The sequence below is a fragment of the Limosilactobacillus avistercoris genome (assembly GCF_014836425.1).
In the GTDB taxonomy this organism is placed as follows: domain Bacteria; phylum Bacillota; class Bacilli; order Lactobacillales; family Lactobacillaceae; genus Limosilactobacillus; species Limosilactobacillus agrestimuris.
Genome location: NZ_JACSQW010000015.1, coordinates 21,085 through 45,403, shown reverse-complemented (window position 1 = coordinate 45,403; position 24,319 = coordinate 21,085). Strand labels below are relative to the sequence as shown.

The 24,319-nt window shown below is 39.1% G+C and carries 20 protein-coding genes and 3 pseudogenes; 4 read left to right on the top strand and 19 right to left on the bottom strand.

All coding sequences use genetic code 11. The features are described from left to right. Positions 1–325: 325 nt before the first annotated feature. The 7 genes from H9564_RS06365 to H9564_RS06335 form a co-directional block, all read right to left on the bottom strand. On the bottom strand, positions 326–574 hold the full coding sequence (locus H9564_RS06365; protein WP_191684664.1) for a DUF1797 family protein: 249 nt from the start codon (positions 572–574) through the stop codon (positions 326–328). 72 nt (positions 575–646) lie between these two features. Then, the gene (locus H9564_RS06360; RefSeq protein WP_191684663.1) at positions 647–1,666 is read right to left on the bottom strand and encodes a lysylphosphatidylglycerol synthase transmembrane domain-containing protein; all 1,020 of its coding nucleotides are present in this window, start codon (positions 1,664–1,666) and stop codon (positions 647–649) included. Then, positions 1,666–2,691 carry a glycosyltransferase family 4 protein gene (locus H9564_RS06355; protein ID WP_191684661.1) on the bottom strand — a complete coding sequence of 342 codons (1,026 nt, stop codon included), beginning with the start codon at positions 2,689–2,691 and terminating at the stop codon, positions 1,666–1,668. The genes H9564_RS06360 and H9564_RS06355 overlap by 1 nt, the downstream gene beginning before the upstream one ends. A 3-nt stretch (positions 2,692–2,694) precedes the next feature. Then, positions 2,695–3,912 (bottom strand): glycosyltransferase family 4 protein, encoded by a 1,218-nt coding sequence (locus tag H9564_RS06350; protein WP_191684660.1) that lies wholly within the window; start codon positions 3,910–3,912, stop codon positions 2,695–2,697. 156 nt (positions 3,913–4,068) lie between these two features. After that, positions 4,069–5,799, bottom strand: coding sequence for a phosphoenolpyruvate--protein phosphotransferase (gene ptsP, locus H9564_RS06345; protein WP_191684658.1), 1,731 nt, complete (start codon positions 5,797–5,799; stop codon positions 4,069–4,071). Continuing rightward, entirely contained in the window at positions 5,799–6,065 is a 267-nt protein-coding gene (locus H9564_RS06340) for a phosphocarrier protein HPr (protein WP_003716808.1), read from the bottom strand. The genes ptsP and H9564_RS06340 overlap by 1 nt, the downstream gene beginning before the upstream one ends. A 116-nt stretch (positions 6,066–6,181) precedes the next feature. After that, on the bottom strand, positions 6,182–6,367 hold the full coding sequence (locus tag H9564_RS06335; protein ID WP_182580099.1) for a hypothetical protein: 186 nt from the start codon (positions 6,365–6,367) through the stop codon (positions 6,182–6,184). Between the two features lie 239 nt (positions 6,368–6,606). On the opposite strand from H9564_RS06335, the gene H9564_RS06330 reads away from it, so the two are divergent. From H9564_RS06330 to proC, 3 genes are all read left to right on the top strand, one after another. Further along, on the top strand, positions 6,607–8,811 hold the full coding sequence (locus H9564_RS06330; protein WP_191684656.1) for an ATP-dependent Clp protease ATP-binding subunit: 2,205 nt from the start codon (positions 6,607–6,609) through the stop codon (positions 8,809–8,811). Positions 8,812–9,009: 198 nt separating this feature from the next. Further along, the gene (locus H9564_RS06325; protein ID WP_191684654.1) at positions 9,010–9,732 is read left to right on the top strand and encodes a MucBP domain-containing protein; all 723 of its coding nucleotides are present in this window, start codon (positions 9,010–9,012) and stop codon (positions 9,730–9,732) included. Continuing rightward, a complete protein-coding gene (gene proC, locus H9564_RS06320) occupies positions 9,722–10,507 on the top strand; it encodes a pyrroline-5-carboxylate reductase (RefSeq protein WP_404804688.1) in 786 nt (261 codons plus the stop codon). The genes H9564_RS06325 and proC overlap by 11 nt, the downstream gene beginning before the upstream one ends. Positions 10,508–10,594: 87 nt before the next feature. Here the strand turns inward: proC and H9564_RS06315 are convergent, their stop codons facing one another. The 11 genes and pseudogenes from H9564_RS06315 to H9564_RS06265 form a co-directional block, all read right to left on the bottom strand. Continuing rightward, positions 10,595–11,584, bottom strand: a complete 990-nt coding sequence (locus tag H9564_RS06315) for a LacI family DNA-binding transcriptional regulator (protein WP_191684653.1) — start codon at positions 11,582–11,584, stop codon at positions 10,595–10,597. Between the two features lie 91 nt (positions 11,585–11,675). Further along, a pseudogene (locus H9564_RS06310) lies at positions 11,676–12,949 on the bottom strand (oligosaccharide MFS transporter). A gap of 16 nt (positions 12,950–12,965) precedes the next feature. Next, positions 12,966–14,375, bottom strand: coding sequence for a glycoside hydrolase family 32 protein (locus H9564_RS06305; RefSeq protein WP_191684652.1), 1,410 nt, complete (start codon positions 14,373–14,375; stop codon positions 12,966–12,968). A 357-nt stretch (positions 14,376–14,732) separates the two neighbouring features. Continuing rightward, on the bottom strand, positions 14,733–15,350 hold the full coding sequence (locus tag H9564_RS06300) for a hypothetical protein (RefSeq protein WP_191684650.1): 618 nt from the start codon (positions 15,348–15,350) through the stop codon (positions 14,733–14,735). After that, a complete protein-coding gene (locus H9564_RS06295) occupies positions 15,299–15,829 on the bottom strand; it encodes a hypothetical protein (RefSeq protein WP_191684649.1) in 531 nt (176 codons plus the stop codon). The genes H9564_RS06300 and H9564_RS06295 overlap by 52 nt, the downstream gene beginning before the upstream one ends. Positions 15,830–16,049: 220 nt before the next feature. After that, on the bottom strand, positions 16,050–16,757 hold the full coding sequence (locus H9564_RS06290) for a hypothetical protein (protein ID WP_191684647.1): 708 nt from the start codon (positions 16,755–16,757) through the stop codon (positions 16,050–16,052). Continuing rightward, a complete protein-coding gene (locus tag H9564_RS06285; RefSeq protein WP_191684645.1) occupies positions 16,750–17,622 on the bottom strand; it encodes an ABC transporter ATP-binding protein in 873 nt (290 codons plus the stop codon). The genes H9564_RS06290 and H9564_RS06285 overlap by 8 nt, the downstream gene beginning before the upstream one ends. Then, complete coding sequence (locus H9564_RS06280; RefSeq protein ID WP_191684644.1) at positions 17,600–17,983, bottom strand: GntR family transcriptional regulator; 384 nt, start codon at positions 17,981–17,983, stop codon at positions 17,600–17,602. The genes H9564_RS06285 and H9564_RS06280 overlap by 23 nt, the downstream gene beginning before the upstream one ends. A 160-nt stretch (positions 17,984–18,143) precedes the next feature. Further along, the gene (locus tag H9564_RS06275; protein WP_191684642.1) at positions 18,144–19,271 is read right to left on the bottom strand and encodes an AI-2E family transporter; all 1,128 of its coding nucleotides are present in this window, start codon (positions 19,269–19,271) and stop codon (positions 18,144–18,146) included. 163 nt (positions 19,272–19,434) lie between these two features. Then, on the bottom strand, positions 19,435–22,359 hold the full coding sequence (locus H9564_RS09160; RefSeq protein ID WP_225209580.1) for an LTA synthase family protein: 2,925 nt from the start codon (positions 22,357–22,359) through the stop codon (positions 19,435–19,437). Between the two features lie 168 nt (positions 22,360–22,527). Next, positions 22,528–22,836 (bottom strand): annotated as a pseudogene (locus H9564_RS06265) (transposase); the annotation flags it as partial. A gap of 369 nt (positions 22,837–23,205) precedes the next feature. On the opposite strand from H9564_RS06265, the gene H9564_RS06260 reads away from it, so the two are divergent. Further along, positions 23,206–23,742 carry a hypothetical protein gene (locus H9564_RS06260; protein ID WP_191684640.1) on the top strand — a complete coding sequence of 179 codons (537 nt, stop codon included), beginning with the start codon at positions 23,206–23,208 and terminating at the stop codon, positions 23,740–23,742. Between the two features lie 130 nt (positions 23,743–23,872). Here the strand turns inward: H9564_RS06260 and H9564_RS06255 are convergent. Continuing rightward, a pseudogene (locus H9564_RS06255) lies at positions 23,873–24,319 on the bottom strand (hypothetical protein); the annotation flags it as partial.

Genomic DNA, 24,319 nt, shown 5'->3' with positions numbered 1-24,319 from the left:
CGTAATGATTGAAGACCCTACACATTTGATTCGTCGAAACTTTGTTCAGTTTTCAAAGGTCTACCTTGTTCGACTAGGCAGTCAAACAACACTTATTATTGTATCACATACTCATTTCGATGTCAACAATTAATTTCAAATTAATTCACTTTAGTCAAATCTGAAACGCTGACCTCAACAAGCAGCTTAAATAATATATCATGGCATCAAGATGATGTCAACATATTATTTTAAATTAATTTACAAGTAACGTAAATTAATTCTGCTGTCTCACAGACAACGATAACTAATATACATTGTTCTTTAGCTTACGTCAATAGGAAATTTAAAAAGTATGTTTAAAATCGTATAAACAATTAAAAACTTCAATTGCAACTAAATCAATATCGTCAAAACAAAAACGTTCACGTGGTCGGTAGCGAGCAAAGACAAATTCATCACTCGAACGAATATAAGTAACCTCACAAAGTGGAATACCAAATTGTTCAAAGATCCTTTTTTGTCTATTAGCTGTCCTATCTATTGTCATTGCCTGAAGTCGTTTAATAATTTTTTCTAGGTTTGAAGATTTCATCTTGCTCTTCTCCTTTGTTTATTATTAAAGAATAACTGCATGGCAAAAGATTGTCATGCAGTTACGCTTAAATTATTTACAATGTTGAACTCGATTTGGTTTAACAATTAATGCAATTATTCCGGCAAACATCCCAAAGTAGTATGTTAAAAGTCGCCAAAGAAGCATTGCTAAGACTAACTTGGTATTTGAATTAACAAAGCTAGCGAATAAAACAGAAAAACTATATTCTGCCCCACCTGCTCCTCCAGGAATTGGGAATAGTGAGATCACCATGAAGATTAACACGTGAAGACTAACTACCATAATAAAATTGATATGGTGTACCCCTAAAGAAAGCAAAATGAAATAAGGAATGACGTAATAGAAAAAAAGCTGGGCAATTGTCACAACACAGACTTTTGCTAACTTACCGTATTCTTTTTTCATCTTTAAACTTTCCTGATAGAAAGAATCAATCTTCTCATTTAGTAGAAGTTTCATTTTTTCATACCGTTCAGCTTTCATAAATAACGCTAACGGCTTGATAACTAAATTAGCAGCCTTTTTAGTAAAGTGGTACCAATACATTACCATTAATAGCCCGACAATAACAGCAAGGTGAATTGTAAAACCGAAAACAACTAATAATGCTAATGCATGAAGTTTCTCTTCAATGTAGTGAAAACCAATTAATAGTGATATCAAAAAATTAACTACAATCATTGCTTGAAAAACAACAAACTTCATCAGGAGAACTGAACTTGCGATTCCCCCGTCTACCCCCGATTGAATCATAGCTACTAATTGAGCAGGTTGCCCACCAGTTGAAAATGGAGTAATTCCATTAAAAAGTTGTTCAATTAAGGGCAACCGAAGTGAATCCTTCCAGGTAAAATCAGGGTAACGATCCTTCATAAAAATCTTTACCACGACCCCTTCTAGGCCTAGGTAAAGACAAATACAAATAACCGCAACAAGCATCCATCCCCAGTTAATCGTATTAAATTCTTGGACAAGAACACGGAGATTAATATCTCGTAAAGCATAGATAAAAATCCCAGCGCCAATTAAGAGCATTATACATAGAACTCCCCAATTACGTCGACTCATTAATTGGCCTCCTTCGCTTGTTGACGGTAAAAGTGATCCCAAACTTTTGCAAGGTGATCTTTCGAGTACCGCTTAGAAGCTTCGATAGCCCGCTTTTGTAAGTATTGGAGTTGCTTATGATTATGGGTAAGCTCTACCAATTTAGTTTGCATCTCACCCACATCCTTCGCTGGTTCATAGTCACCATCAATAATTGAATGATATAAATCAAGATCACGAAGCATTACAGGAGTCCCACAACTAAATGCCTCCAGTACAGACATCGGGAATAACTCATTAAACGACGGCAACAAAAATAAATCCGCTGCATTATTTAATTCAGCAATTTGCTTTCGACTAACGATTCCCGTAAAGAGTAAATTAGCTGGTGGATTATCAACAACTTTTTTTAATTCACTATAACCATCAGTTAAGCGACCAAACGAAAAACCACCGGCCCATACAAATTGAATATTCGGATTCTGCTTAGCTAATTTAATAAAATCAGGAACACCTTTCCGCTCCTGAACCTGGCCACTCCCAAAAACAACAAATTTGTCCTCAGGTAAGTGGTATTTTTTTCGGTACTTCTTCCGCGTTGACTCATCAACCTGAAAGAAGTTATCAGAATCAACAAAATTGGGAATATAGGTAACATGATCACGAGGAATTCCATAAGCAACCAATTTATCAATAAAGGACGGATTAACTACAACAAGGTGATCCATCCGCTTATAAAAAGCAATTACATACCGATAAAAGATCCCCCGAAACGGTTGGGGGATTTTTAAACTCCCCTCTAAAGTTTCGGGAACAAAGTGAACATAACCAATTTTTCGTCCCCGTTTTTTAGAAAAGGTGGATAAATAAAAGGGCAGATCAATCGTGTGATAGTGACTGATCTGACTTTTACGGTATTGGTTAATTGCAATGTCGAATTGATCGGCAAAGCGCGTTTTTAAAAGATGAATTAGTTCCAAGTAAGCACTACCGACCCCTTGTCCGGCAACCTTATCGGCAGACGAAAACATGGTAATTTTTAACATTGCTTAACTCCTTGATCGATGAAAAAGATTTCGAAACGTACCCTTTTGTTGTTCAGCTTGTTCTTTAGCCATTGTTGCCTGGCAATCCCGATAGAACTTTAAAATTCGGTGTGCAAATACTTCAGCTGAAATTTCGTGAAGTTTTACATCCCGCTTATCCTGTTCTTCTGGTGAGCGTGGAGTATTGAGGTAGTGAAGAACCCCATTAACGAGATCGATCCGCTTTTGGAAGCTAACCCCAATTGCTGGATCATCAATTAATTCGTCAGTATACACACTCCGCATTACAACGATTGGCAAATCAGACGCTAGGGCCTCATCATATGTTAACCCTTGTGACTCTGAATCAGAGGCAGAAACAAAGACATCCGCCATTTGATAATAATGGTGTACATCGTCATTAGATATCTGCCCCGCAAACTGAATATGATCCGTTAAATAGAGTTGACGAACTTGCCGTTCCAAAGTCTCTCTTGCGGGACCATCCCCCACAATCAGTAGCTGTGCATCCGGTTTTTTCGCCAAAATATCCGGCATTGCTTCAATTAACGTATGAATATTTTTTTCAAATGCAAGCCGACTTAATGACAAGAGTAACGGAGTATCGGGCTGATATCCCCACTTAGCACGTAATTTATTCTTTGCTTCTACAGAATCACGTTGGCCATATACTCGCAAATTAATCCCCGTAGGAATAATCCGAATTGGCGCATCAACCTTATAGGCACGCATTGTTTCTAATACCCGCTCACTTGGTGCTACCACCCCTGAAATATTGTGAAGGTAAAGGTGAGCTAACTTACCCACGTCTTTTGGCTTCAGGATATGACCATTTGCAATATAGTGAAGGTAATCCTGGTACATTGTGTGGTAAGTATGAAGACACGGAATATTAAGGTGACGGGCAACGACTTTCCCCATTACTCCTAATGAAAATTCAGTCTGATTATGAACAACATCAAGTTGGAGCTTTTCCGCAATTTTAATAGCACGAAAAGCTCCTCTTACTGCAATCCGACGGTCCGTAAATGATACAAACGGAATGCTTGGAAAACGATAGATCCCGTTCTCCTCGTCATCATGTTTTGCCTTTGGATCCGTAGTAGTAAAGATATAAACCTGATGTCCCTGAGCAATCAGTTCATCACGGAGCGTCTTAATTGACGTCGCAACCCCACTTACTTGGGGAAAATATGTATCTGTAAAAAGGCCAATCTTCAAGCCAACTGCTCCTTTTTATTTAATCTCATTTCAATACAAGTGCATGATCATTATACAAAAGCATCTAACGATCCGCAAAATAGCATCTCAACAATTGTAGACTGATCAGCTGCTAGGGACAAGTTATTTCCAAAAATATTAAAGTCACTTAAGAAATTATTTGAGGACCTGCGGAACTTCTTGACGAATCATTTGTTCAACTTCTGACGCTGTTGCAGCATTAATTGCTTTATGTACTAATGGCTGTAATTGGCGAGTATTAAGCTGGTTAATTAGAGAACGAATATGCAAAATATTACTGCTATTCATAGAAAATTCATCAAGTCCCATTGCCATTAATAACGGCGTTGCTAGTGGATTACCCGCCATTTCACCACACATACTAACCCACTTTCCTTCTGCATGGGCGGCATCAATCACCTGCTTTACCAAGCGTAAAACCGCTGGGTGTAGTTCTTGATAGAGGTAGGCAACTTGAGAATTCCCTCGGTCGGCAGCAAATAAATACTGAATTAAATCATTACTACCGATACTAAAGAAATCTACTTCACGTGCAAAGACATCCGCCATTACAGCACTTGAAGGAATTTCAAGCATCATTCCCACTTCAATACCATCAGCTACTGAAACACCTTCATCTATTAATCGTTGTCGCTCTTCATCCAGAATTTGTCGTGCTTGACGGAATTCTTCAATCGTTGCAATCATTGGAAACATAATCGCTAATTGTCCATAAACAGAAGAACGAAGAAGAGCACGGAGTTGCGGACGCAAGATTTCAGGTCTAGCTAACCCAATTCGGATTGCCCGAAAGCCCAAAAAAGGATTGTTCTCCTGTGGTAAATTCAGACTTCCTAGCTCTTTATCGCCACCAATATCAAGAGTCCGAACAACAACCCGTTGTCCTGACATTTCGGTTAGAAATTGTTTGTAGGCTTTAGTCTGCTTATTCTCACTAGGAAAATGGTCATCCCTGGCATAAAGGAATTCACTACGAACAAGGCCAATCCCTTCAGCACCATTTTGACGAGCATCAACAACATCTGCAAGTGTTCCCACATTAGCTACTACTTTAAAATGACGACCGTCCGTACTAACCGTTTGTTCATCTTTTAGTGCGCCCCATTCTTGTTGTTCACGCGTAAACTGGGCAGCAAGTCGTTGGTAATGATCAACTTCTTCTGTTGACGGTCGAACAATAACCTTACCGTGAATCCCATCAACGATCAGCAAATCACCATCATTAATTACTTCAGTTGCATTTTGAGTGCCAACAACTGCAGGAAGTGCCAGTGTCTTACTCATAATGGTAAAGTGAGATGTCCGTCCGCCTTCATCAGTTACTAACCCAGCAACAAAACGACGATCAAATTGGGCAGTATCAGTTGGAGTAATATTTTGAGCAACAAAAATTGCCCGATGATCTAGTTGGGTTGGATCAGGAAGTTTAACTCCCATCAAATGACTAAGAATTCTTTTAGTAACATCCTTAATTGCTGTCGCCCGTGATGATAAGTAATCATTATCATTCATCTTTTCAAGTACCTTAAGACGATCGTCTGCAGTCTTTTTAATCGCCCATTCTGCAGTAAGGTGTTCTTGATTAATTTTTTCAATTATTTCAGCATGAAGGGACCGATCTTTTAAAATTGCCAGCTGGTCATCGACAACTGCCGCTGCCCTTTTTCCCAATGTTGCATGCGCATGCTGGTGAATTGCTTGTACTTCATTCAGCGTTAAAGCAAAAGAATCATGAAGCCGTTTGACCTCATGATTCTCATTGACTGAATATTGTTGGTTAACAGATAAATCCGGTCCCACTAATAGATAAGCAGGAGCAATCGCAATACCATTGCTCGCCGCTAAACCATTTAAGAGTGCGGACATTAGTCTGTTAAGCCTTCCTTCTTCATTGTTTCAGCAACGGCATCCAAAGCTTCCTTTTCGTCGTCACCCTTAGCAGTAATAGTAACTGAAGCATTTTGACCAACACCAAGTGACATAACACCCATGATGGACTTCAAGTTAACACTCTTACCTTCGTATGAAAGGGTAACATCAGAATTGTACTTAGAAGCTGCTTGAACCAGGATAGTTGCTGGACGAGCGTGAATACCTGTTTCAGATGTAATTGTAAAATCACGTTTTTCCATAATTAATCATTCTCCTTCGAGCATATTAACAAATTGTCAGTAGCTATGCCCTGATAATTTCATTGTTATTATTTTAGCAATTGTAAACCTTAATTACAAGTTCTCTCAACGATTGATTATCGCTTTTTTAATCGATATGTAAGCGTTCCCCCACGATGAGCCTCTGCTTCAATTTGCGTTCGGTATTGATAAGCATGAAAAACCGGCTGAAACAGCTGAAATTCTTCAGGAGTAATATCAAATTGGTTAATTTTTCCTGAACGTAAATCTTCAAGTTCTTGTTGATAATCTCTTTCTGTCATTTAACCACCTCATTAAATGATATCTGACTTTTTCACCATCCTTATTTTAGCATTCATCTTATAAGAGTGCTAAAATTTAATAGAAAGTTTGACTAATTTTTCTTTAAAACAAATCATTTAACTTGCAGTCAAACAAAAAGTAAGTATAATTAAAATCAATGGTCAAGAAAGGTCAAACTTTTTTATTAACCTTTCTTCAATATCCGGATCTGTTAGTAATAAGGAGGTTTTTTGTCACGATGCTTTGTCAAAATTGTCATCAAAACCCTGCAACGATCCATTTACAAATGAACCTTAATGGTCAACGGGTTCAACTCGATTTATGTCAAAATTGTTATCAAAAGTTACAAAATATGCAAACAAATATGATGAATGGAGGTAACGGAATGAATAATTTCGGTTTTGGAAGCCTCGAAGACTTCATGAACGCTCTGAACAATATGCAAAGTCAGCAAGCTGCTGGTAATGGTGCAGCCTTTAATGGTCAGAACCAGCGACAAGGCGGTAATGGTGGCCGCGGTAAGGGAATTCTTGGTCAATATGGGATCAATTTAACTGATCTTGCTCGTCAAGGAAAGATTGATCCAGTAATTGGTCGTGATAGCGAAATTAAGCGAGTAATCGAAATTCTTAACCGGCGAACAAAGAACAACCCAGTTTTAATTGGTGAAGCTGGTGTTGGTAAGACTGCCGTTGTTGAAGGATTAGCAACTGCTATTGTTTCTGGTGAGGTGCCAGAAAAACTTGCTAATAAGGAAATCATCCGTCTTGATGTTGTTTCCCTAGTCCAAGGAACTGGAATTCGCGGACAATTTGAAAAGCGGATGCAACAATTAATGGAAGAAGTACGGAAGAACAAGAATATCATCCTCTTCATCGATGAAATTCACGAAATCATGGGAGCAGGTAATGCTGAAGGCGGCATGGATGCCGGAAACGTCTTAAAGCCAGCACTTGCCCGTGGTGATTTCCAACTTCTTGGTGCAACAACCTTAAACGAGTACCGGAAGATCGAAAAAGACGCTGCCCTTGCACGGCGGTTCCAACCAGTGGAAGTTAATGAACCATCAGTTGAAGAAACGATTCGGATTCTTAACGGAATTAAGGGTCGCTACCAAGATTACCACCATGTTAAGTACACCGATGATGCAATTGTTGCTGCTGCAAAGCTTTCCGATCGATACATCCAAGAACGGTTCCTTCCTGACAAGGCAATTGACCTGATGGATGAAGCTGGGTCACGGAAGAACTTAACGTTAAAGAACGTTGATCCGAACGCCATCGAAAACGAAATCCACACTGCAGAAGCCCATAAACAACAAGCTGCAGACAACCAAGATTATGAAAAGGCTGCCTTCTATCGTGATCAAGTAAGTAAGCTTGAAAAGGCCAAGAAGGAAGCTGAAGAAAACCACACTGAAGATTCCGCAACGGTAACCGTCAAGGACATGCAAGAAATTGTCGAAGAAAAGACAAACATCCCCGTTGGCGACCTACAAGAACAAGAAGAGAACCAACTTCGGGATCTTGATAAGAAGCTTGACGAACACGTTATTGGTCAAAAGGAAGCCGTTGATAAGATTGCTCGGGCAATTCGGCGGAACCGGATTGGGCTAAACAAGTCTGGTCGACCAATCGGAAGCTTCCTCTTTGTTGGCCCTACTGGTGTTGGTAAGACCGAAACGGCTAAGCAACTTGCCCAACAACTATTTGGTTCTAAGGATGCCATGATCCGGTTTGACATGTCAGAATACATGGACAAGACATCTACTTCAAAGCTAATCGGTGCTGCTCCAGGTTACGTTGGTTATGAAGAAGCAGGACAATTAACTGAACAAGTTCGGCGTCACCCATACAGTTTGATCCTGCTAGATGAAGTTGAAAAAGCTCACCCAGATGTAATGCACATGTTCCTGCAGATTCTTGACGATGGTCGATTAACTGATTCACAAGGACGGACAGTTAGCTTCAAGGATACAATCATTATCATGACTTCAAATGCCGGTACCGGTGACGCCCAAGCAAGTGTTGGTTTTGGTGCTGAATCAAATGGCAGTACTCATTCAATCATTGATAAGCTAACAAACTACTTTAAGCCAGAATTCTTAAACCGGTTTGACGATATCGTTCAATTCAATGCTTTGAGTAAGGATGACTTAATGAAGATCGTTAACCTGATGATTTCTGACGTTAATAAGATGTTAGCTGATCGTGACTTATCAATTGCTGTTCCAGAAGATGTTGATGAAAAGTTAGTTGACTTGGGTTATGACCCAAAGATGGGTGCACGTCCACTCCGTCGTGTTATTCAAGAACAAATCGAAGACCGGATTGCTGATTATGTTCTTGATCATAGTGACGCCCATGACCTTGCTGCTAAGTTAGACGATGATGGCAACATTACCGTTGTTGCGGCTAAAGATTCAACTATGGCAAGTAAATAATTAATTAAGTTTCAAGGGGCTGTGACATAAGTTATCTACACAGTTAAAAATACTACAGCGCAGTACACAAAGGGGTTCAAAAACGAACTAGCAAGCTAGTTCTGTCTCACTCCCTTTAGTATTACTAATTTCTTAGTACTCAACCTTTTAATGCTATAATGAATGTTAATAAATACAGCTGACGGGGTGAAACTAATTATGGAAGAAAAATTCAAAACGGGTAATCCAATTTGGGTTTACTACACAAACATTGATACTGGTGAAAATCTGGTTGTTCCCCAACTCTTACAGGGATTTATGGGTGAAGAATATTCCGTTGAAAAAAAGCAATTTGATGGTTACCACTTTCTAAAAAGTGAAGGTGACCTAACTGGTACATTTGATAATAAACCGCATAGTGTTCACCTCTATTACCGGGACAAGAACTGGGGTGAAGTTGAAACAATCGAGATGTACCTCCACCTCGACGCTGTAACCCCTGTTTATGACATGCCAAATGGGATGCAAGTTGGCACTCCATTTCCTGAAGACATCGTATTAAAGGCTTTCCATCGAGTAGCTACAAAGTCTGGGGAATTTTGGTATGAAATTGGTAGTGATCAATGGATCAAGTATGATCACATGACGACGGTTGATAATCCATTTAAAGCTGAAGATAAAGAGTTTCAATCAAAGCTAGTCGATAATATGTCAGTCATTCCAATCAAGAAAACTAAAGCAACTATCGACTACCTCCCTAATCGTTCCGTTGATGTTTTTGACCGACCGTACGGAGATAAGGTTGATGAACTCAAGGACGGTCAGGAAATTACCATTACTGGTAAAATGAGTGATAATGGTGAAATTACCTGGTACAAAGTCGGTGACGATAAGTTCATCACCGGTAACTATGTTAAATTGGAGGATCAAGATGATGACTAATCAACAAACAATCGCAGTCGTTGGTGTTGGTAGCATGGGTTCCGCAATTATCAAGGGACTGATTAAGTCAAAACAATTTAGAATTATCGGTGAAAATCCCGACAATCCCCGCGTGACTGAACTAGGACAAGAGCTTGGTTTTACCGTCGTCAATAATAATGAAGATGTTGTTAAAGCAAGTCCAGACTTTGTTATCCTTACTACTCCAGCCCCAATCACCCTAAAAATTGCTCAAGAATTAAGCCAGCTTCCTGCTTCTACAACAGTTATTTCTGCAGCTGCTGGGGTTCCACTTCATAAATTACAAGCCGAAATTGTCAACGCAACGGTTGCCGTAATGATTCCTAATACTCCGGTTGCTGTTAATGCCGGGACAATTGGTCTTACCCTTCCTCAAGATATTAGTGAGCAGAAGAAAAACAGCATTATTGACTTTCTCGAATTATTGGGAGACGTCATCCCCGTCAGTGAAGAACAACTCGGCATTGTTGGTGTAATTGCTGGTTGTGGTCCAGCATTTGTAGATGTCTTCATGGATGCCATGAGTGACGGTGCAGTGGAAAAAGGGATGGGCCGCCAAACAGCCTACCGCCTAATCTCAAGCATGGTTAAGGGAACCGGTAAATTAGCCTTTGATTCCGAAATGCTTCCTGCTGAACTTCGAGACCAAGTTACCTCCCCTGCTGGCACAACCATTAAAGGGGTAGTCGCCCTCGAAAAGAATAAATTCCGCTATGCAGTAATCGACGCAATTAATAAAGCAGCAGGAAAATAAACTCGGCATAGCCAAACCTCATAAACAAAAACAACCTAGGATAAAGTCGACATCAACTAATCTCTGTCAACTCTACCCTAGGTTATTTTATTTAAGTGAAGAACTAACTCGTAATTTAACCGGCAATTTATAGCTTCCCGTAACTTTCTCACCCTTAATTTCTTTCTGTAGAAGTTTGACTGCTGTTTTAGCCATTTCATCTAATGGCTGCACAACCGTTGATAATTCTGGGACAATTCGGGTAGTTGTTGGCACCCCATCATAGCCAATCACTTGAAGATCACTCGGTACAGTCATTCCTCGTTGACGGGCTACCTGGAGTAATTGGATCGCATCCATATCATTACTTACAAATATTCCGTCAACTTCAGGATGCTCATCAAAAATACGGTTAAAAAACTGGTTCATCAATTCAGGACGACTATCAAAGTCAATTTTATAAGTAATCGGTTCTAGACCATGCTCTTTCATCACATCCTGGTATGCTCGTTGGCGAAGATAATCTCGCTTGTTAAAGCGCTCAATACTATCAGTATGAATAATGTGTTTCGCACCACGTCTAATTAATTCTTCCGTCGCTAAACGACCACCTGCATAGTTATCAGAACTAACATTAGGGATCGTCTCATGAAGGTACCGATCAATTGAAACAACTGGCATATTAGTATTTTGATACTCTGGAATCTGCTGTTGATGGTTGTGAGTTGCAATTACTAAACCATCAACTTGGCGAGCAAGTAATTGCTGAAGATATAATCGTTCCTTTTTAATATCATTTTCAGCGTTACCAATTAATACCTTAAATCCCGCATCAAAAAAGTACCGCTCTAGTTTAAAGGTCAATTCACCAAAAAATGGATTGGCCACTGTTGGTACCAAAATGCCAATTGTCATTGTTCGTTGCGATTGTAGCTGGCGAGCTACTATGTTTGGCCTGTAGTCCAACTGCCGCATTGCTTCTTCAACTTTATTAATTGTCTTTTCACTTAAGTAGCCACGTCGGTTAATCACCCGAGATACTGTCGTCGGTGAGACACCAGCAACTTTGGCTACATCAGTCATTTTGGGTTGTTTCATAACATTCCCCTCGTTTTCAATCACTTACATTGTTATTATAATAAAAATAAGGTCCAGAGTTCAAAAAGAAACTTTGGACCTTTATTTCATTTTATTCTCGTTCAAGGGGTTGACCATTAACTTCTTGATTATCTTTCCGTAGAATAATGAATGCATAAATAGCAGCACAGATAACAATTACAGAAATGACCAAGAAAGTAGCCCGGTATCCAATGTGATCATGAAGCATCCCCAGTGGCGTGGAGAAAATAATTTGACCAATTTGTCCTGCAATTTGCCCTACAACCATGTACATTGTAGCAGAAAGTCGAGTATCAAAGTGAAGAGTCAAGTAACGGAACATAGCGAGCGCAAAGATTGCCGTTTCCGGAGCGTGGAATAACTTAACAATTGAAATTCCAACCGGACTAATAACTAAACCACAAAGGCCAATCCGCAAAAACATAATTGTAACCCCAACAAGCATCGTCTTACGAACACCGATCTTTTTCATAATCCACGGAACAATTGCCATCATAATTGCTTCTAAAAAGACTTCAATCGAATTTAAGATCCCGTAAGCCGTGTTACCTTGGGCAGCTGTCTTGAAAAACTGGGTAAAAAATTGAGGGAACATCTATTGGTCAAAGACAGTGTAAAATGACCCACTAAAAATAATAAAGATAACTAATTCCCAGAGTTGCTTCATTTTAAATACACTAATAATTTCTTTGAATGATGGCTTATCAGCATCATGTTTTTCTTCAGACTTATTTTCGTACTTTTGAATTTGTTTTTTGCTCTTCGTGCGACCAAAGCAAAGTAAAAGAAAAGTAACTAAACTAATTCCACTACTCAACCAAAAAACAATGTAAGGACTAATGGTAAAAAGGTAACCGGCACACAAAGCTGAAACGGCGTAACCAAACGATCCCCATGCTCTAGCACGACCGTATTCAAAACTGTAGCGCCGACTCATCCGTTCAGCAAGGGCTTCAAAGGTTGGTGAAGCAGCCAAGTAGGCAAAGGATAAGTATAGTGAACCAAGGAATGCTCCTAATACAAAGTTAGAGTGGAGCAAAGGCACATAAACCCAGGTGAAGAAAGGTCCAAGCAGCATTTCCAAAATTGTCACGCCAATAAGCAACCGGCGCTTAATCCCTAACTTATCCTGAAGTGATCCGTATACAAACATTAAAATCAACGTAATTGCTGAATCAAAGGTATAAATCAACCCAACCTTAGCACCAGAAAACCCAAGATCATTTGTTAACCAAATCTGGAAAATGACCACCAAATTCCCCATGCACTAAAGAACAAGAGTAAGCTTAATGAACTTTCAATATAAAAAGTATTTTTAAAGGCTGAACCTTTCCCCGTTTTCATAATATAGCCCCGTTTCTTAATTCAATGTATAATTAGCAACATTAAGTGCGGTTGGTTGATCACTAATAAGGTGGTAGCTAACCGTACCAGTGGCATAGTAACGATCAGTCAACGATACCCAACCATCATTAACGAAAATTTCAATTGAACTAGTATCTACAAAAATCTGTAATTCCTTTAGACCTGCCGGTAATTTGGCATAATGATAGCCATCTTTTCCTCGCCGATGTAGTGTTAATTCACCATCTTTGTAGCTAACCGTTACCAAAGCACCGTCATGGTCTTCCAACTGCCAGTTAAATTCACCGTTAACCGATTTAGTAAACTCAAAATTAAATTCACTATGTTGTGGATCAGCAACGGTCAGTTCGTGACGACCATTAAGCTGAAGTTCTCCTGTAAAATCTACGTGAGAACGCAAATCTTTAACTTCACTAACTGGACGGTTATATAAATGACCATCAGCTAACTGCAATTCCCGTGGAAGTGTTAAGATTCCAGCCCAGCCATCTTCTTTTTCAGCCATTTGTTCTTCAAACGGACTCATCCAAGCGATCAAAATCCGGCGATGATCTGGTGCCCCAAATGTTTGGGTGGCGTAAAAGTTATGTCCCTTATCAAGTTCTTGAAGATCGCTGCCTTCAAATTTACCGTTGGCATAATCTAACTCACCTACTGAATAACAAACTTGTGAGAGGTTCATAAATTCTTTTTCTGTTGCTTGGAGGCCCATTGGTGAGCAAAGTAAAATATCTTGACCATTAATGTGGAAGAAGTCTGGACACTCAAGCATTTTCCCGGTATTTTTGACCGTTGTCGTGTCTAACATTGTCCCTTGTAATTGCCAGTGGAGAAGATCCGGTGACCGATATAATAAAATTCGACCTTGGTTGGTTTTCTGTTCACGGCTCCCCAATACCAAGTAGTATTTTCCGTCATGTTCCCAAACTTTAGGATCACGAAAGTCTTGTGAATTATCTTGAGGAGCACTGATTACCGGGTTACCGCTATACTTAGTGAAGTGGATCCCATCATCACTGTAAGCAACGTTCTGGTTTTCCCAAAAGTGGTCCAAGTCACCATCACCATAATAATGGTGACCAGTATAAATTAAGTAAAGTCGGCCATTCTTAACAATTGCTGACCCGGAGAAGCAACCTCCAGTATCTTCTGGATCGCCCGGAATTAGTGCTACTGGTAACTGTTCCCAATGAATTAGATCCTTACTACGAACGTGTCCCCAATGCATTGGACCCCATTCTGCAGAATATGGATGGTATTGGTAAAAGACGTGGTAATAACCTTGAAAATAACAAAGGCCATTGGGATCATTTAACCAACCACCTTCAGTTGCAATATGATAACGTGGTCGATAACGATCATTAGTTATCTTACTTACTTTTGTTTGATCGATTTGTTGTGTCATTTTAATCTAACCTCACTTTTTGTTACCGCTTACATGGTGAATAATATAACTTGTGAATTTATATGTCAAACGTATGACACAAAATCTCGGCTCAGCATGTCATACGTTTGACATATTGAGCCTTACAGTAACTACGAATTAGTTATTTTTAAATTTTTTTCAAAAAATTTTGTCACAACAAAAAATTTCACAAATTTTGGGTAATAAAAACCTAAGCATAATTCAAAGCAAACTATATTATTGCTTAAAATTATGCTTAGGTTATTGTGGGATTAACATTTTATATTTAAATGTGATTTGCCTGAGTTGGTTCTAATGCAACTGAGTCAAGAACTGCTTACCCTAACTTTCCTCGAGCTAATGGTTTTCGGCAACATAGTCTAAACGTGCTTCGCCTTCGGGGCTTTGGGAATAATCAAGATCGGCATAGTGGTGGTTAGCTTGCTTTTGAGCGGTTGATTGGTTGGTATAGAAGACATTATCCGTTGTTACATTATCACCGTTAGCAGAAACTAATACGGTTGTCTCCTTACCATTAATCTTTTCATGATGTAGAAGGTAGAATTGACCCTTGTTTTGCGTATCGCACCAACCACGGATATTTAACCAATTCTTATTATGGGCGTTAACGTACTTTGCACTTTGCCAAGTCTGGATTTGTGCTTGAACCGTCTTATTCTGTGCATCGGGACTTGAAAGGAAGTCAGGATACTGCTTGTATAACCAAGACTTAGTTGAATTGTTGTTAGTTGAAACAGTAATCGTGTGTTCACGAATGGTAAGAACCGTTTCTTGATTTCCATCGTCAGAATACCAGACACCACGCATGGACTTCGGTGTAGTGAAGACTGCTTGACGACCGAATTCATGGTTAGCTGCATTATTCCAACCTGAGCGTTCATCGTAGACCTTACTCTTCTTGGTTAAGTTTTGGACCTGACTTGCCTGGTTATGCTGGTTAATATAGTAGACCATATCATTTTGACTAACGGTTCCAAGCTTCTTCGCTTCTTCGCTTTTTCGCCCTTCTTGACATTCTCGTAGATGTTAATACTACCATCCTGATTCAAAGTGTAAGCAACATCAGCTGAGTTCTTTTCCGGACCGGCATTATAAAGGATCCCAGAACCATCTTCACCGGTTGCACCCGGATTATCAAGGCTGTAATCACTAGTATCATAAAGGTTTGTTCGGAGGCCATTGTTTTCTGCACCACGAGCAGCCTTTGCCCAGTCACCACCGTATTTCTTACTGCTATAGATTGTTACTAGGCTACTAACCTCTTGTGGTGGCATATTTGTCGAATCAAGATTAACTTTCTGGTTATTGGCAATTGCTGAACTGCCTGATGAACCAGATGTAGAATTAGAATTTGCTGACTGTGCACCGCAGCCGGCTAATAATAATGCTAGACCAACAACAGATAATTTCCCGATTAATTGCTTATTAACCACGTTCAACACTCCAATCCTCATTTTCTTATAAAGAATAATCATCAACTAGTAGATCATTTACCACTACTTATACGCCTTTATCTTAACCTTTAGTCACAGACTAACGTAAATGATAACATCTGTTCAATTAAATTAATTATAAAAAATAGAGTAGATTGCTAATTTAATAAACAATCTACTCTATTTGTATATTTTTTACCATTTAAATAACAGTTAAAATTTAATCTCTCCGCAACTGCATCCGATCGTTAAAAATCTTTGAAAGACTCACAACGATAATAATGTAGATTACCCAAACAATCCACCAAGTTGCTGAAGAAGATAAGATCGTCAACAAAATACTATTTGGTCCAACCCAAGCATTGTATTGGTAACCAATGTTTAAGCCGACCATCGCCCGAATCAGAAGCATTAATAGGAGGATAAAGAGGATTGGCAGTCCAATACCAACAATCCACTTCCACGTCCGATTAAGTAAGCCAAAACCATTCCCAATCATTTGGAGAGTTAAAACACTTGTTAAGAGAATTAATAAGTGCATCCCCATCAATTGCCAACTAGTAATTGGATGATCAAATAAACTTAATAATTCGTCAATAATCCAAATACCACAACTAGCTAATAAAAGTGCAGTAAGCCGACCCCACCAAAGGGTCTTCCGTGAAATACCATTTTGAATTGTCCACTTAAAGTCTTCGTAGGCACTAATCAGAAAATAAAATCCTAAGACTAAGTTAAAGACAAAAATTAATGTTCCCGGAATCCCCTGTAAACTAACGAGAAAAGAATCTAAACGGTGGTTAATTAATAGTTCAATCAGGTAACCCACTAATTGAAGACCAACGATCCACGCGGTTGCGAACGCTAACGCCCACCCAAGACGGCGAAAAACATTAGTAATTACTAATCGTTGTTCATGGCTAATCATTTTTATCCACTCCCCCATTCGTTAAGTAAATAAATAAGTGCTGTAAGTCAATGTGTCCAATTTGAACCTGATCCGGGATTACCCGATCTTCTGGTAATTGATCAAATACATGGGCAGTCCGAATATTTCCCAGATCCTCTGTTGAAAGGATATTTAACCCTTCAGTATACTGGTCAACTAATTTTGCTGGACCAGAGATTTCATGGGCCTTACTTAATAATTCTTCAACATCGGCATCTTCAAGCACCCGGTGATTATCAATCAAGATCACATGCTCAACTAACTGTTGAATTTCATCGATTAAGTGAGTAGAGAGGACAATCGTCCGTGGTCGTGCCTGGTATGACTTAATTAATTCTTGGTAGAAAACTTCCCGATGGTTTGCATCCAAACCAAGGACTGGCTCATCCAAGAAAATGTAGTCTGCATTAACATTCAACGCAAGAGTAACTTTGGCAGCTGTCTTTTGTCCCGTCGATAAGTTTGCAAATTTATGGGTTCCATCAAGAGAAAAACGCTTTAACATTCGCTCGGCATTTTTATAATCAAAGTTACCGTAAGCCGCATCAGCAAGATCAAACATCTGATTAATCTTTACTTGCTTGTAGTAAAGATTATCTTCCCCAATCAGAAAAATTTTTCCAAGTGTTTGGTCAGTATTAACTTCCTGATCACCAAGTTTAACTGAACCAGATGTCGGGAAAATCCGGTTACTGATAATATTCAGCAAGGTCGATTTACCAGCACCATTCCGCCCTAAGAGGCCATAGATCTTCGCTGGTTCTAAAGTAAATGAAACATCATCTAAGATCAGATGACGACCAAACTTCTTTGTTACGTGACTAATCTTTAATTGTTCCATCATGCTCACCCCGTTCAATCAATTCAATTAAGTGTTGCTTATTAATTCCCAATTTATGTGCTTCTACAAGGAGGGCCTTTACGTAATCCTTGTAAAAACTTTCTTTTCGTTGTTCCATAATTTTTTGTCGTGCTCCCGTTCGTACAAACATTCCTCGCCCACGGTGTTTCTCTATTAGTCCTTCATTAACCAGAATATTCATTCCTTTAAGAACCGTTGCCGGATTAATATGAAGTTGTTGTGAAAGCTGGGTGGTTGACGGAATCTGATTCCCCTCATCAAAGCCACCAGTAAAAATCATTTCTTCCAGTTGAGTGGCGATCTGTTGGTATAACGGTGTCGACTCGTTAAAGTGAAATTGCAATCGAGCAGCTCCTTAACAGTCAATCAGTTATATAGTTGATTACTTATGTAACTAACTATATATGAGTAGGAATGAAATTGCAAGAGGTATGGGAATATTTATTGATCAAAAAAACTCTGCTTCCCACAAATAGGTAAGAAGCAGAGATCTTTTAAGCTATTTAAGCCTTAACATCCTTTTCATCATCCTTCACTGGATGTTCAATCCGATAAATATCAAACATATATTCAACCACAGTCTTTAAGATTGCATAGAACGGAATACAAAGGATCATTCCCCCAATTCCGGCAATGTGACCCGCTGCAAGTAAAAGGACAATGATCGTTAACGGGTGAATCTTAAGTGTCTTCCCGATGATGTTTGGATAAATAATATTACCATCAATCTGTTGAACCACCAGGACAACGATAATAACCCAAATTAGTTTATCTGGTGCCATCGTCAAGGAGACAAAAAGTGCTGGTGCAATCCCAATATACGGACCAACGTAAGGGATGATATTGCACAAACCAGCAACGATCCCTAAAACAAGGGCAAGTGGCTCATGAATAAGTAAGTAACCAATAGAAGTGAAAACACCAACAAAAAGACATTCGATCACTTGACCAGCAATATATGAAGAAAGGGTATTGTTCATCTTTCCGAGAAGTTGGTTAACTTCCTTAGCATGGTGTGGTGAAAGCCACTTTTGAATTGCCGGAGCCAACTTTGAACCATCTTTTAGCATGTAGAAAAGCATTACCGGAACAGTAATAGTAACGACTGTAATATTAGTGATCATCCCGATAATATCCCCGACCCGTTCGGAAAGCCCTTTAAGAATCTTTTGTGCATAGGCGGCTAATTGATGATCAAATTGACGGTAATATGCGTTTAGATCAACGTGCTTTAGTGGCGAATTCTTTATTGTATTGTTCATAAGTTTTTGCAAACCACTAACCGTTTGTGGCAAGTGATTTACTAACTGACTAATTTCCTTTACTACTGGCGGAATTAATGCTGAAATACCCCAAGCAATAATCAATATTAGAATTACGACAATTAATAAACTAGCCACGCCCCGGTTCATATAAAACTTACCAATCTTAATTTTCATAATTAAATTCAAGATCGGATTTAACATATAGTACAAGAATCCAGATAACAGCAGTGGAACAAAGACTACCGAGAGGAATGTCCAGAATGGTTTAAAAATAAACTGAATTTTAGTACAAACAAAAATTAACGTTGCAATTGTCAATAATACAGCTGGCCAAAATAGCCAATGATAAAATTTTTCTCGATTCATTATCATAATCCTAACATTTACAAAATAAAAGGACACCTTGTAAAAGCAGGTGCCACAACATCCCCTCTACCATACACTAAGGAAGTTTGATTGTAAATGAGAAAAATAATTCATTCCTTTCCATTAGCAATCTTAACCTTGAAATTCGTATCTGTAGTACTACTTACTTCATCGTTTTAACAACATAGTGCTTACCTGCCGTGACATCGTACTGAACAAGACGGTAATCGTGAAGTAATGCTTTTTGCTTCTTTGTTAATTGATTTTCTTTAAGGATCTTTCCTTTTTGCGTAATAAAGCGACTATTACTATTGTAGGCATTAACATTACCGCTTGTCTGAATATCCTCGGTAATCACTGGCAGTTGTTCGTAAACCCGTGTCAGTAAAGCCTGATACCAGTTGACTTTAGAGTTGGTTTGCTTAGCTGCTATTGCAACAAAGTCGTTTGGCGCAACGTAAGCTGTCTTCTGCTTAAAGTTCCGTGCGCCATGTTCTCGCGCATATCGATTAGAGTAAATGAAATAATCTGTTTCATGGAGTTTAAGGCCATCCTTGGTCATCTCATTGCCATAGATTCCTGGTAAATGATCCCCATAAAAGACAACCGTAATTGGCTTTTCAATTTTATCAATCGCCGTAATGAATTGCTTCATCGCCTCATCAGTATGGTGAATCCCAGTAGCAAAATCATTTACCAACGACTTGTCAGTGCCAGCCGAAACTTTTGTCGCCTGATATTTATTAATCTCATTGTAATAGTGTTGATTATACGGGAAATGATTCTGCATCGTTACTAGGTTAATGAACCGGCCACCATGGTAGTTTGTTAATTGATCTAACACATTCTGGTAGGAAGTCTGATCAGAAAGGTATGGACTACGATCGATCTTTTTCTGATGACGAATTGGGTACTTACTTCCCAAATAGAGGAACCGATCAATGCCAAATTTTCGGTAAACTTCAGTTCGGTTATAAAAGGCCCCGTTATAGGGATGAATTGCAATTGCTGACTTAAATTGTTGAGCGATTGATGGGTTGTTTTTCAAATTAGCAACTAGTTGAGTATATGGCGTTGGCAAAGTTGGCGAAAAATTAGTTAACGCAAAACCGGTCAATGCCATGTACTCCATGTTGGCTGTTCCACCGCCATACCCCGAACTGATCATTAAGCCACCAGTATTTTGTTTACTGAGCTTAGTAATGTACGGTACAGGGTTGTTCTTCAATTGCACCCCGGGAACTCGTTGGGGATTAGCAAAGCTTTCACTCAAATTAAAAATAATCGTTTGCTTGCTAAACGAGTTTGTCCGCTGGCGGTTAATTTGCTGAGCATCCAAGTGGTACTTGCGGACAATTGCAACCATTTTCTGTCGAGAATATCCAGCTGGTTTAGTCATTACAGTAACGTCAATGTTGTTCATGAATTGAAGTAGTGGCCCATTGATTCTTGCCCCACTTAGCTGATTGTAAAACATCGGCTGATCATCAATTGAGGTCATCAAATTATTAAAGAGAGTATTTTGATGGTTCCACAAAAACGCTGTCGCAAATAAGCACGGTGCTAGGAGGACAAATAGCAACCGTTGTGTTACCCCCCCCACTGCATTTCTTAGGGGATGAGTTTTTTCTAGCCAAACAGTTACCGCAATCAAAATCACTAAAGTTACCAGGGCAACTATCCAAACTACCCCGTCAACCATACCAAAAAAATTTCTAGCGACCCTCACCATTGCTAGGTCTGCAGGAAGAATTGGTTCGTTTCGGGCAACGATCTTTTCATGGTTAGCCACAACAAAGACCGCACTAACTGCGATAACACTAATCAGTCCAACCCAGTAGCGATTAGTCAAGGCCTGAATAAATTCAATGACCACGAAGATCAAGAATGCTGTAAAGAGTAATAATAACTCCCGTTGGCCAAAGGTGTAGGCAAAAATATTGTAAGTTGCATCAACATTGGGACTTACGGAAAAGCCGTTATTCATTAGCAGCATCGAAAGAGCCGCGATTAGGTAAGAGATCATCCCCAAACTAATATTGGGCATCCAGGAATTAAGCCGCTTTTTTATTACTTGAAGCTGTTTGTCAGCTGGTTGGCCCGTAAACCGATCAATTTGCTGAAGACAGTGCTTAGCAAATTTGCTTGTTGATAATCCACACCAAACATAAGCACAGGCTAAGGCAAAAAGAAGAAAAGTAATCGTAATTATTCCCGCCTTTAAACTGCCATAAGCATTGTGAAGTTTCACGATTAGTTGGATACTTGCCAATAATGCCGTATTCTCAATTAACGTTAAGTAGGAATACAATAGTCGCCAATTAGGCTGTTCTAAGTGGTCCACCGCCATTTTGACAATTCCATAGGCAGCTAAAACAGTGAAAATATTCGTTGGCGTTGTAAAGCGACTCACTGTCTGCCCATCAACACTCATAAATGGCATGATTCCTTGAAGAATAATCATACTCAGTAAACTTAATCCAGTAATAAGAAGCCACTTTTGATCATGACTCCCCTGCTTAGCATTAGCACCAAGGACAAACAGTAACGCATAAAATAATGTTAAGTGGTTACTCGCCCATCCCCAAATATTCGGTGTCCAAAAGAGCGGGATGATCATGAGAAGCCAAATACTAATCAAAGTCGGTCGTCGCCAAATGAATCGTTGATCATTAATTACTGCAGTCAGAATTAATCCTAGTAGGCTTCCAAAGATCAGTGGGTAAGTATTCCGCAATAACGGAAAGGCCGCATTAAAGAAGTCGTTATGAAAGACTGTGATCTTTGCCAGCTGGTTGGTGCTAAGTGCCACTAATACACTAGCTAGGACACCTAAGACTAAAGTGTTCAGCCATGTCTTAATAATCGTTGACTCACGATAACTCTTTTGCGATAGAAAATACCCTAACAGTAAAATCAGAATGTCAGAGCCAAGCAATGTTAAGCCCTTGAAAATTTCAAACGCACTAGTATGAAGACTAGCATTACTATAACTTGCTATATGTGGTCCTAGTTGCCAATATACCTGGGCCATTCCTACCCAAATCATCAGCGCAACCCAAACTAGATTACTTTTTAATCGATACATGATTCTCTCCTCTAAAATAATATCTTCCCTATTTTAATATAGACGGTGGGGAGATAGTTGAGGCATTGGTATAACAGTATACGACTCCAAACGTGTTAAGATTTTGTGTTGATTTTATGGCCAAAAGCTGATACGACGGTAAATGGTATTGTAGCTAACACACCATTAATGTTCCTTAATAAAGCGAGCGGTAATCTGCTCTGGTGACCAGTGCAGATCTAAGATGTGATGAACAATTTGACGGCGTAGTTGTGGATGGCTGTCTAATAGCCGCTTCTTGTGACAATTCTTTCGCTTTTGATGATAGTCATTTTCTGCTTTACTTGGGGAATAATGACCTGCACAACGTTTTAATTCTCGTGAAATAGTGCTTGGATTTCGCCCTAGCCGTAACGCAACAGCCCGGATAGATAACCCCTTAGCTTGTAAAAACATAAGCATTTCACGTTCTTTTATAGTAAGATGGTTATAGCTCATACCGGATACCTCGAATTGTTTGATTTGGTCGTTAAACATATTCTACCCGGTATGGGTTTATTTTTTTACTTTGTGTTGCATTTCAATTGTAAATTCGCCCTACAAAAAAAGATTTCCATGACCAGATGAATTATTCATCTAACCTATGAAGAGCTTACACTAACAAAGAATTGGTAACAATTCAAAGTAAGAAGTTTTGTTAATCAAGAGTTAATTATTACGCTTTTATTGCATTTTGTTACATAAGTTGCAAAAACGACCTTTTAAGTTGCTAAATATTTACATTAATGTTTCAACTATGTTACAATGTATATATTGAGAGAAAGCAACAACGTTATAAATAGCGTTGCCGGAAGGAGTGCTATTACTATGAAGATGAATAAAAAGATTTTGAACAGTTCACTTGTCGTTTTGCTTGCTTTAGGTCTTGGGGGTTGTGCCGTTAGCAATTCAACTACTACATCACACAAGACTCATGAAGCATCAAGTTCACAAGTAGTTAAGGAAAGTCACAAGAAGAGTGGAAAATCAGCTTCTACCAGTGCTAAAAATGCCGCAACTACCAACAACCACTCTACAAGTGCAAAGTTTGCATCTTCAAGTAGTAATAGTACTAGTTCCGCTAAAAACGTAACAACTACATCATCTACTGCAAAGGCAACTAATAACAGTCAGCAGGTTACTGCTCCAGCCAAAGCTACTACTTCATCAAGCAGTGTTAAGGAACAAAAGTCTGTTCAACTTGGCTTAGGCGATGTTGCAACCTGGACTGATTCCCAAGGTGTTACCCACAATGTAGATAGTGACGGAATGGATCGTTACACTACTAAGGGAAGCTCACAAGTTCAATACAAGGACTGGTCCGGTGCTTTACCAAGTGGCGTTACGGTAAGTCATAATGAATAAATGAAATTAAAATAAAATAGCATTCTTTCATAAAACGAGGAACCGTTACAAAATATGGTTCCTCGTTTTATATATTCAATCATCAATAAAAAATGTGATTACTATTAATTAGCAACCACATTTTTATTAATTATAGGCAATGACCATTGACATCAAAGTAATATTCCCTATATTCGCCATTCCATGGAGCATAATGCCAACCATTTGCTACCATTTCTGAACCATCAAAATAATACCAGGCACCATTGATCCATAACCATTCATTTTCTGCTCGCGTGCCATCTGCCTTTGAATATGTCCAGGTAGGATATTGATTGTTACCATTACTTGTTGAATGCCAGCAATTTGTTACATAGTGACCATTGTTATCAAAGTAATAATAATTAGATTGACCATTCCATGGAGCATAGTGCCAACCATTAGCTGCCATAATATCACCATCAAAGTAATACCAAGCGCCATTGATCCATAACCATTCATTTTCTGCTCGCGTGCCATCCGCCTTTGAATATGTCCAGGTAGGATATTGATTGTTACCATTACTTGTTGAATGCCAGCAATTTGTTACATAGTGACC

Bases quoted from the DNA above. Each gene is read 5' to 3' on its own strand.
- H9564_RS06365 (WP_191684664.1), bottom strand. From the start codon at position 574: ATGAAATCTTCAAACCTAGAAAAAATTATTAAACGACTTCAGGCAATG.
- H9564_RS06360 (WP_191684663.1), bottom strand. From the start codon at position 1,666: ATGAGTCGACGTAATTGGGGAGTTCTATGTATAATGCTCTTAATTGGC.
- H9564_RS06355 (WP_191684661.1), bottom strand. From the start codon at position 2,691: ATGTTAAAAATTACCATGTTTTCGTCTGCCGATAAGGTTGCCGGACAA.
- ptsP (WP_191684658.1), bottom strand. From the start codon at position 5,799: ATGTCCGCACTCTTAAATGGTTTAGCGGCGAGCAATGGTATTGCGATT.
- H9564_RS06340 (WP_003716808.1), bottom strand. From the start codon at position 6,065: ATGGAAAAACGTGATTTTACAATTACATCTGAAACAGGTATTCACGCT.
- H9564_RS06335 (WP_182580099.1), bottom strand. From the start codon at position 6,367: ATGACAGAAAGAGATTATCAACAAGAACTTGAAGATTTACGTTCAGGA.
- H9564_RS06330 (WP_191684656.1), top strand. From the start codon at position 6,607: ATGCTTTGTCAAAATTGTCATCAAAACCCTGCAACGATCCATTTACAA.
- H9564_RS06325 (WP_191684654.1), top strand. From the start codon at position 9,010: ATGGAAGAAAAATTCAAAACGGGTAATCCAATTTGGGTTTACTACACA.
- proC (WP_404804688.1), top strand. From the start codon at position 9,722: ATGATGACTAATCAACAAACAATCGCAGTCGTTGGTGTTGGTAGCATG.
- H9564_RS06315 (WP_191684653.1), bottom strand. From the start codon at position 11,584: ATGAAACAACCCAAAATGACTGATGTAGCCAAAGTTGCTGGTGTCTCA.
- H9564_RS06305 (WP_191684652.1), bottom strand. From the start codon at position 14,375: ATGACACAACAAATCGATCAAACAAAAGTAAGTAAGATAACTAATGAT.
- H9564_RS06300 (WP_191684650.1), bottom strand. From the start codon at position 15,350: ATGGTCTACTATATTAACCAGCATAACCAGGCAAGTCAGGTCCAAAAC.
- H9564_RS06290 (WP_191684647.1), bottom strand. From the start codon at position 16,757: ATGATTAGCCATGAACAACGATTAGTAATTACTAATGTTTTTCGCCGT.
- H9564_RS06285 (WP_191684645.1), bottom strand. From the start codon at position 17,622: ATGATGGAACAATTAAAGATTAGTCACGTAACAAAGAAGTTTGGTCGT.
- H9564_RS06275 (WP_191684642.1), bottom strand. From the start codon at position 19,271: ATGAATCGAGAAAAATTTTATCATTGGCTATTTTGGCCAGCTGTATTA.
- H9564_RS09160 (WP_225209580.1), bottom strand. From the start codon at position 22,359: ATGTATCGATTAAAAAGTAATCTAGTTTGGGTTGCGCTGATGATTTGG.
- H9564_RS06260 (WP_191684640.1), top strand. From the start codon at position 23,206: ATGAAGATGAATAAAAAGATTTTGAACAGTTCACTTGTCGTTTTGCTT.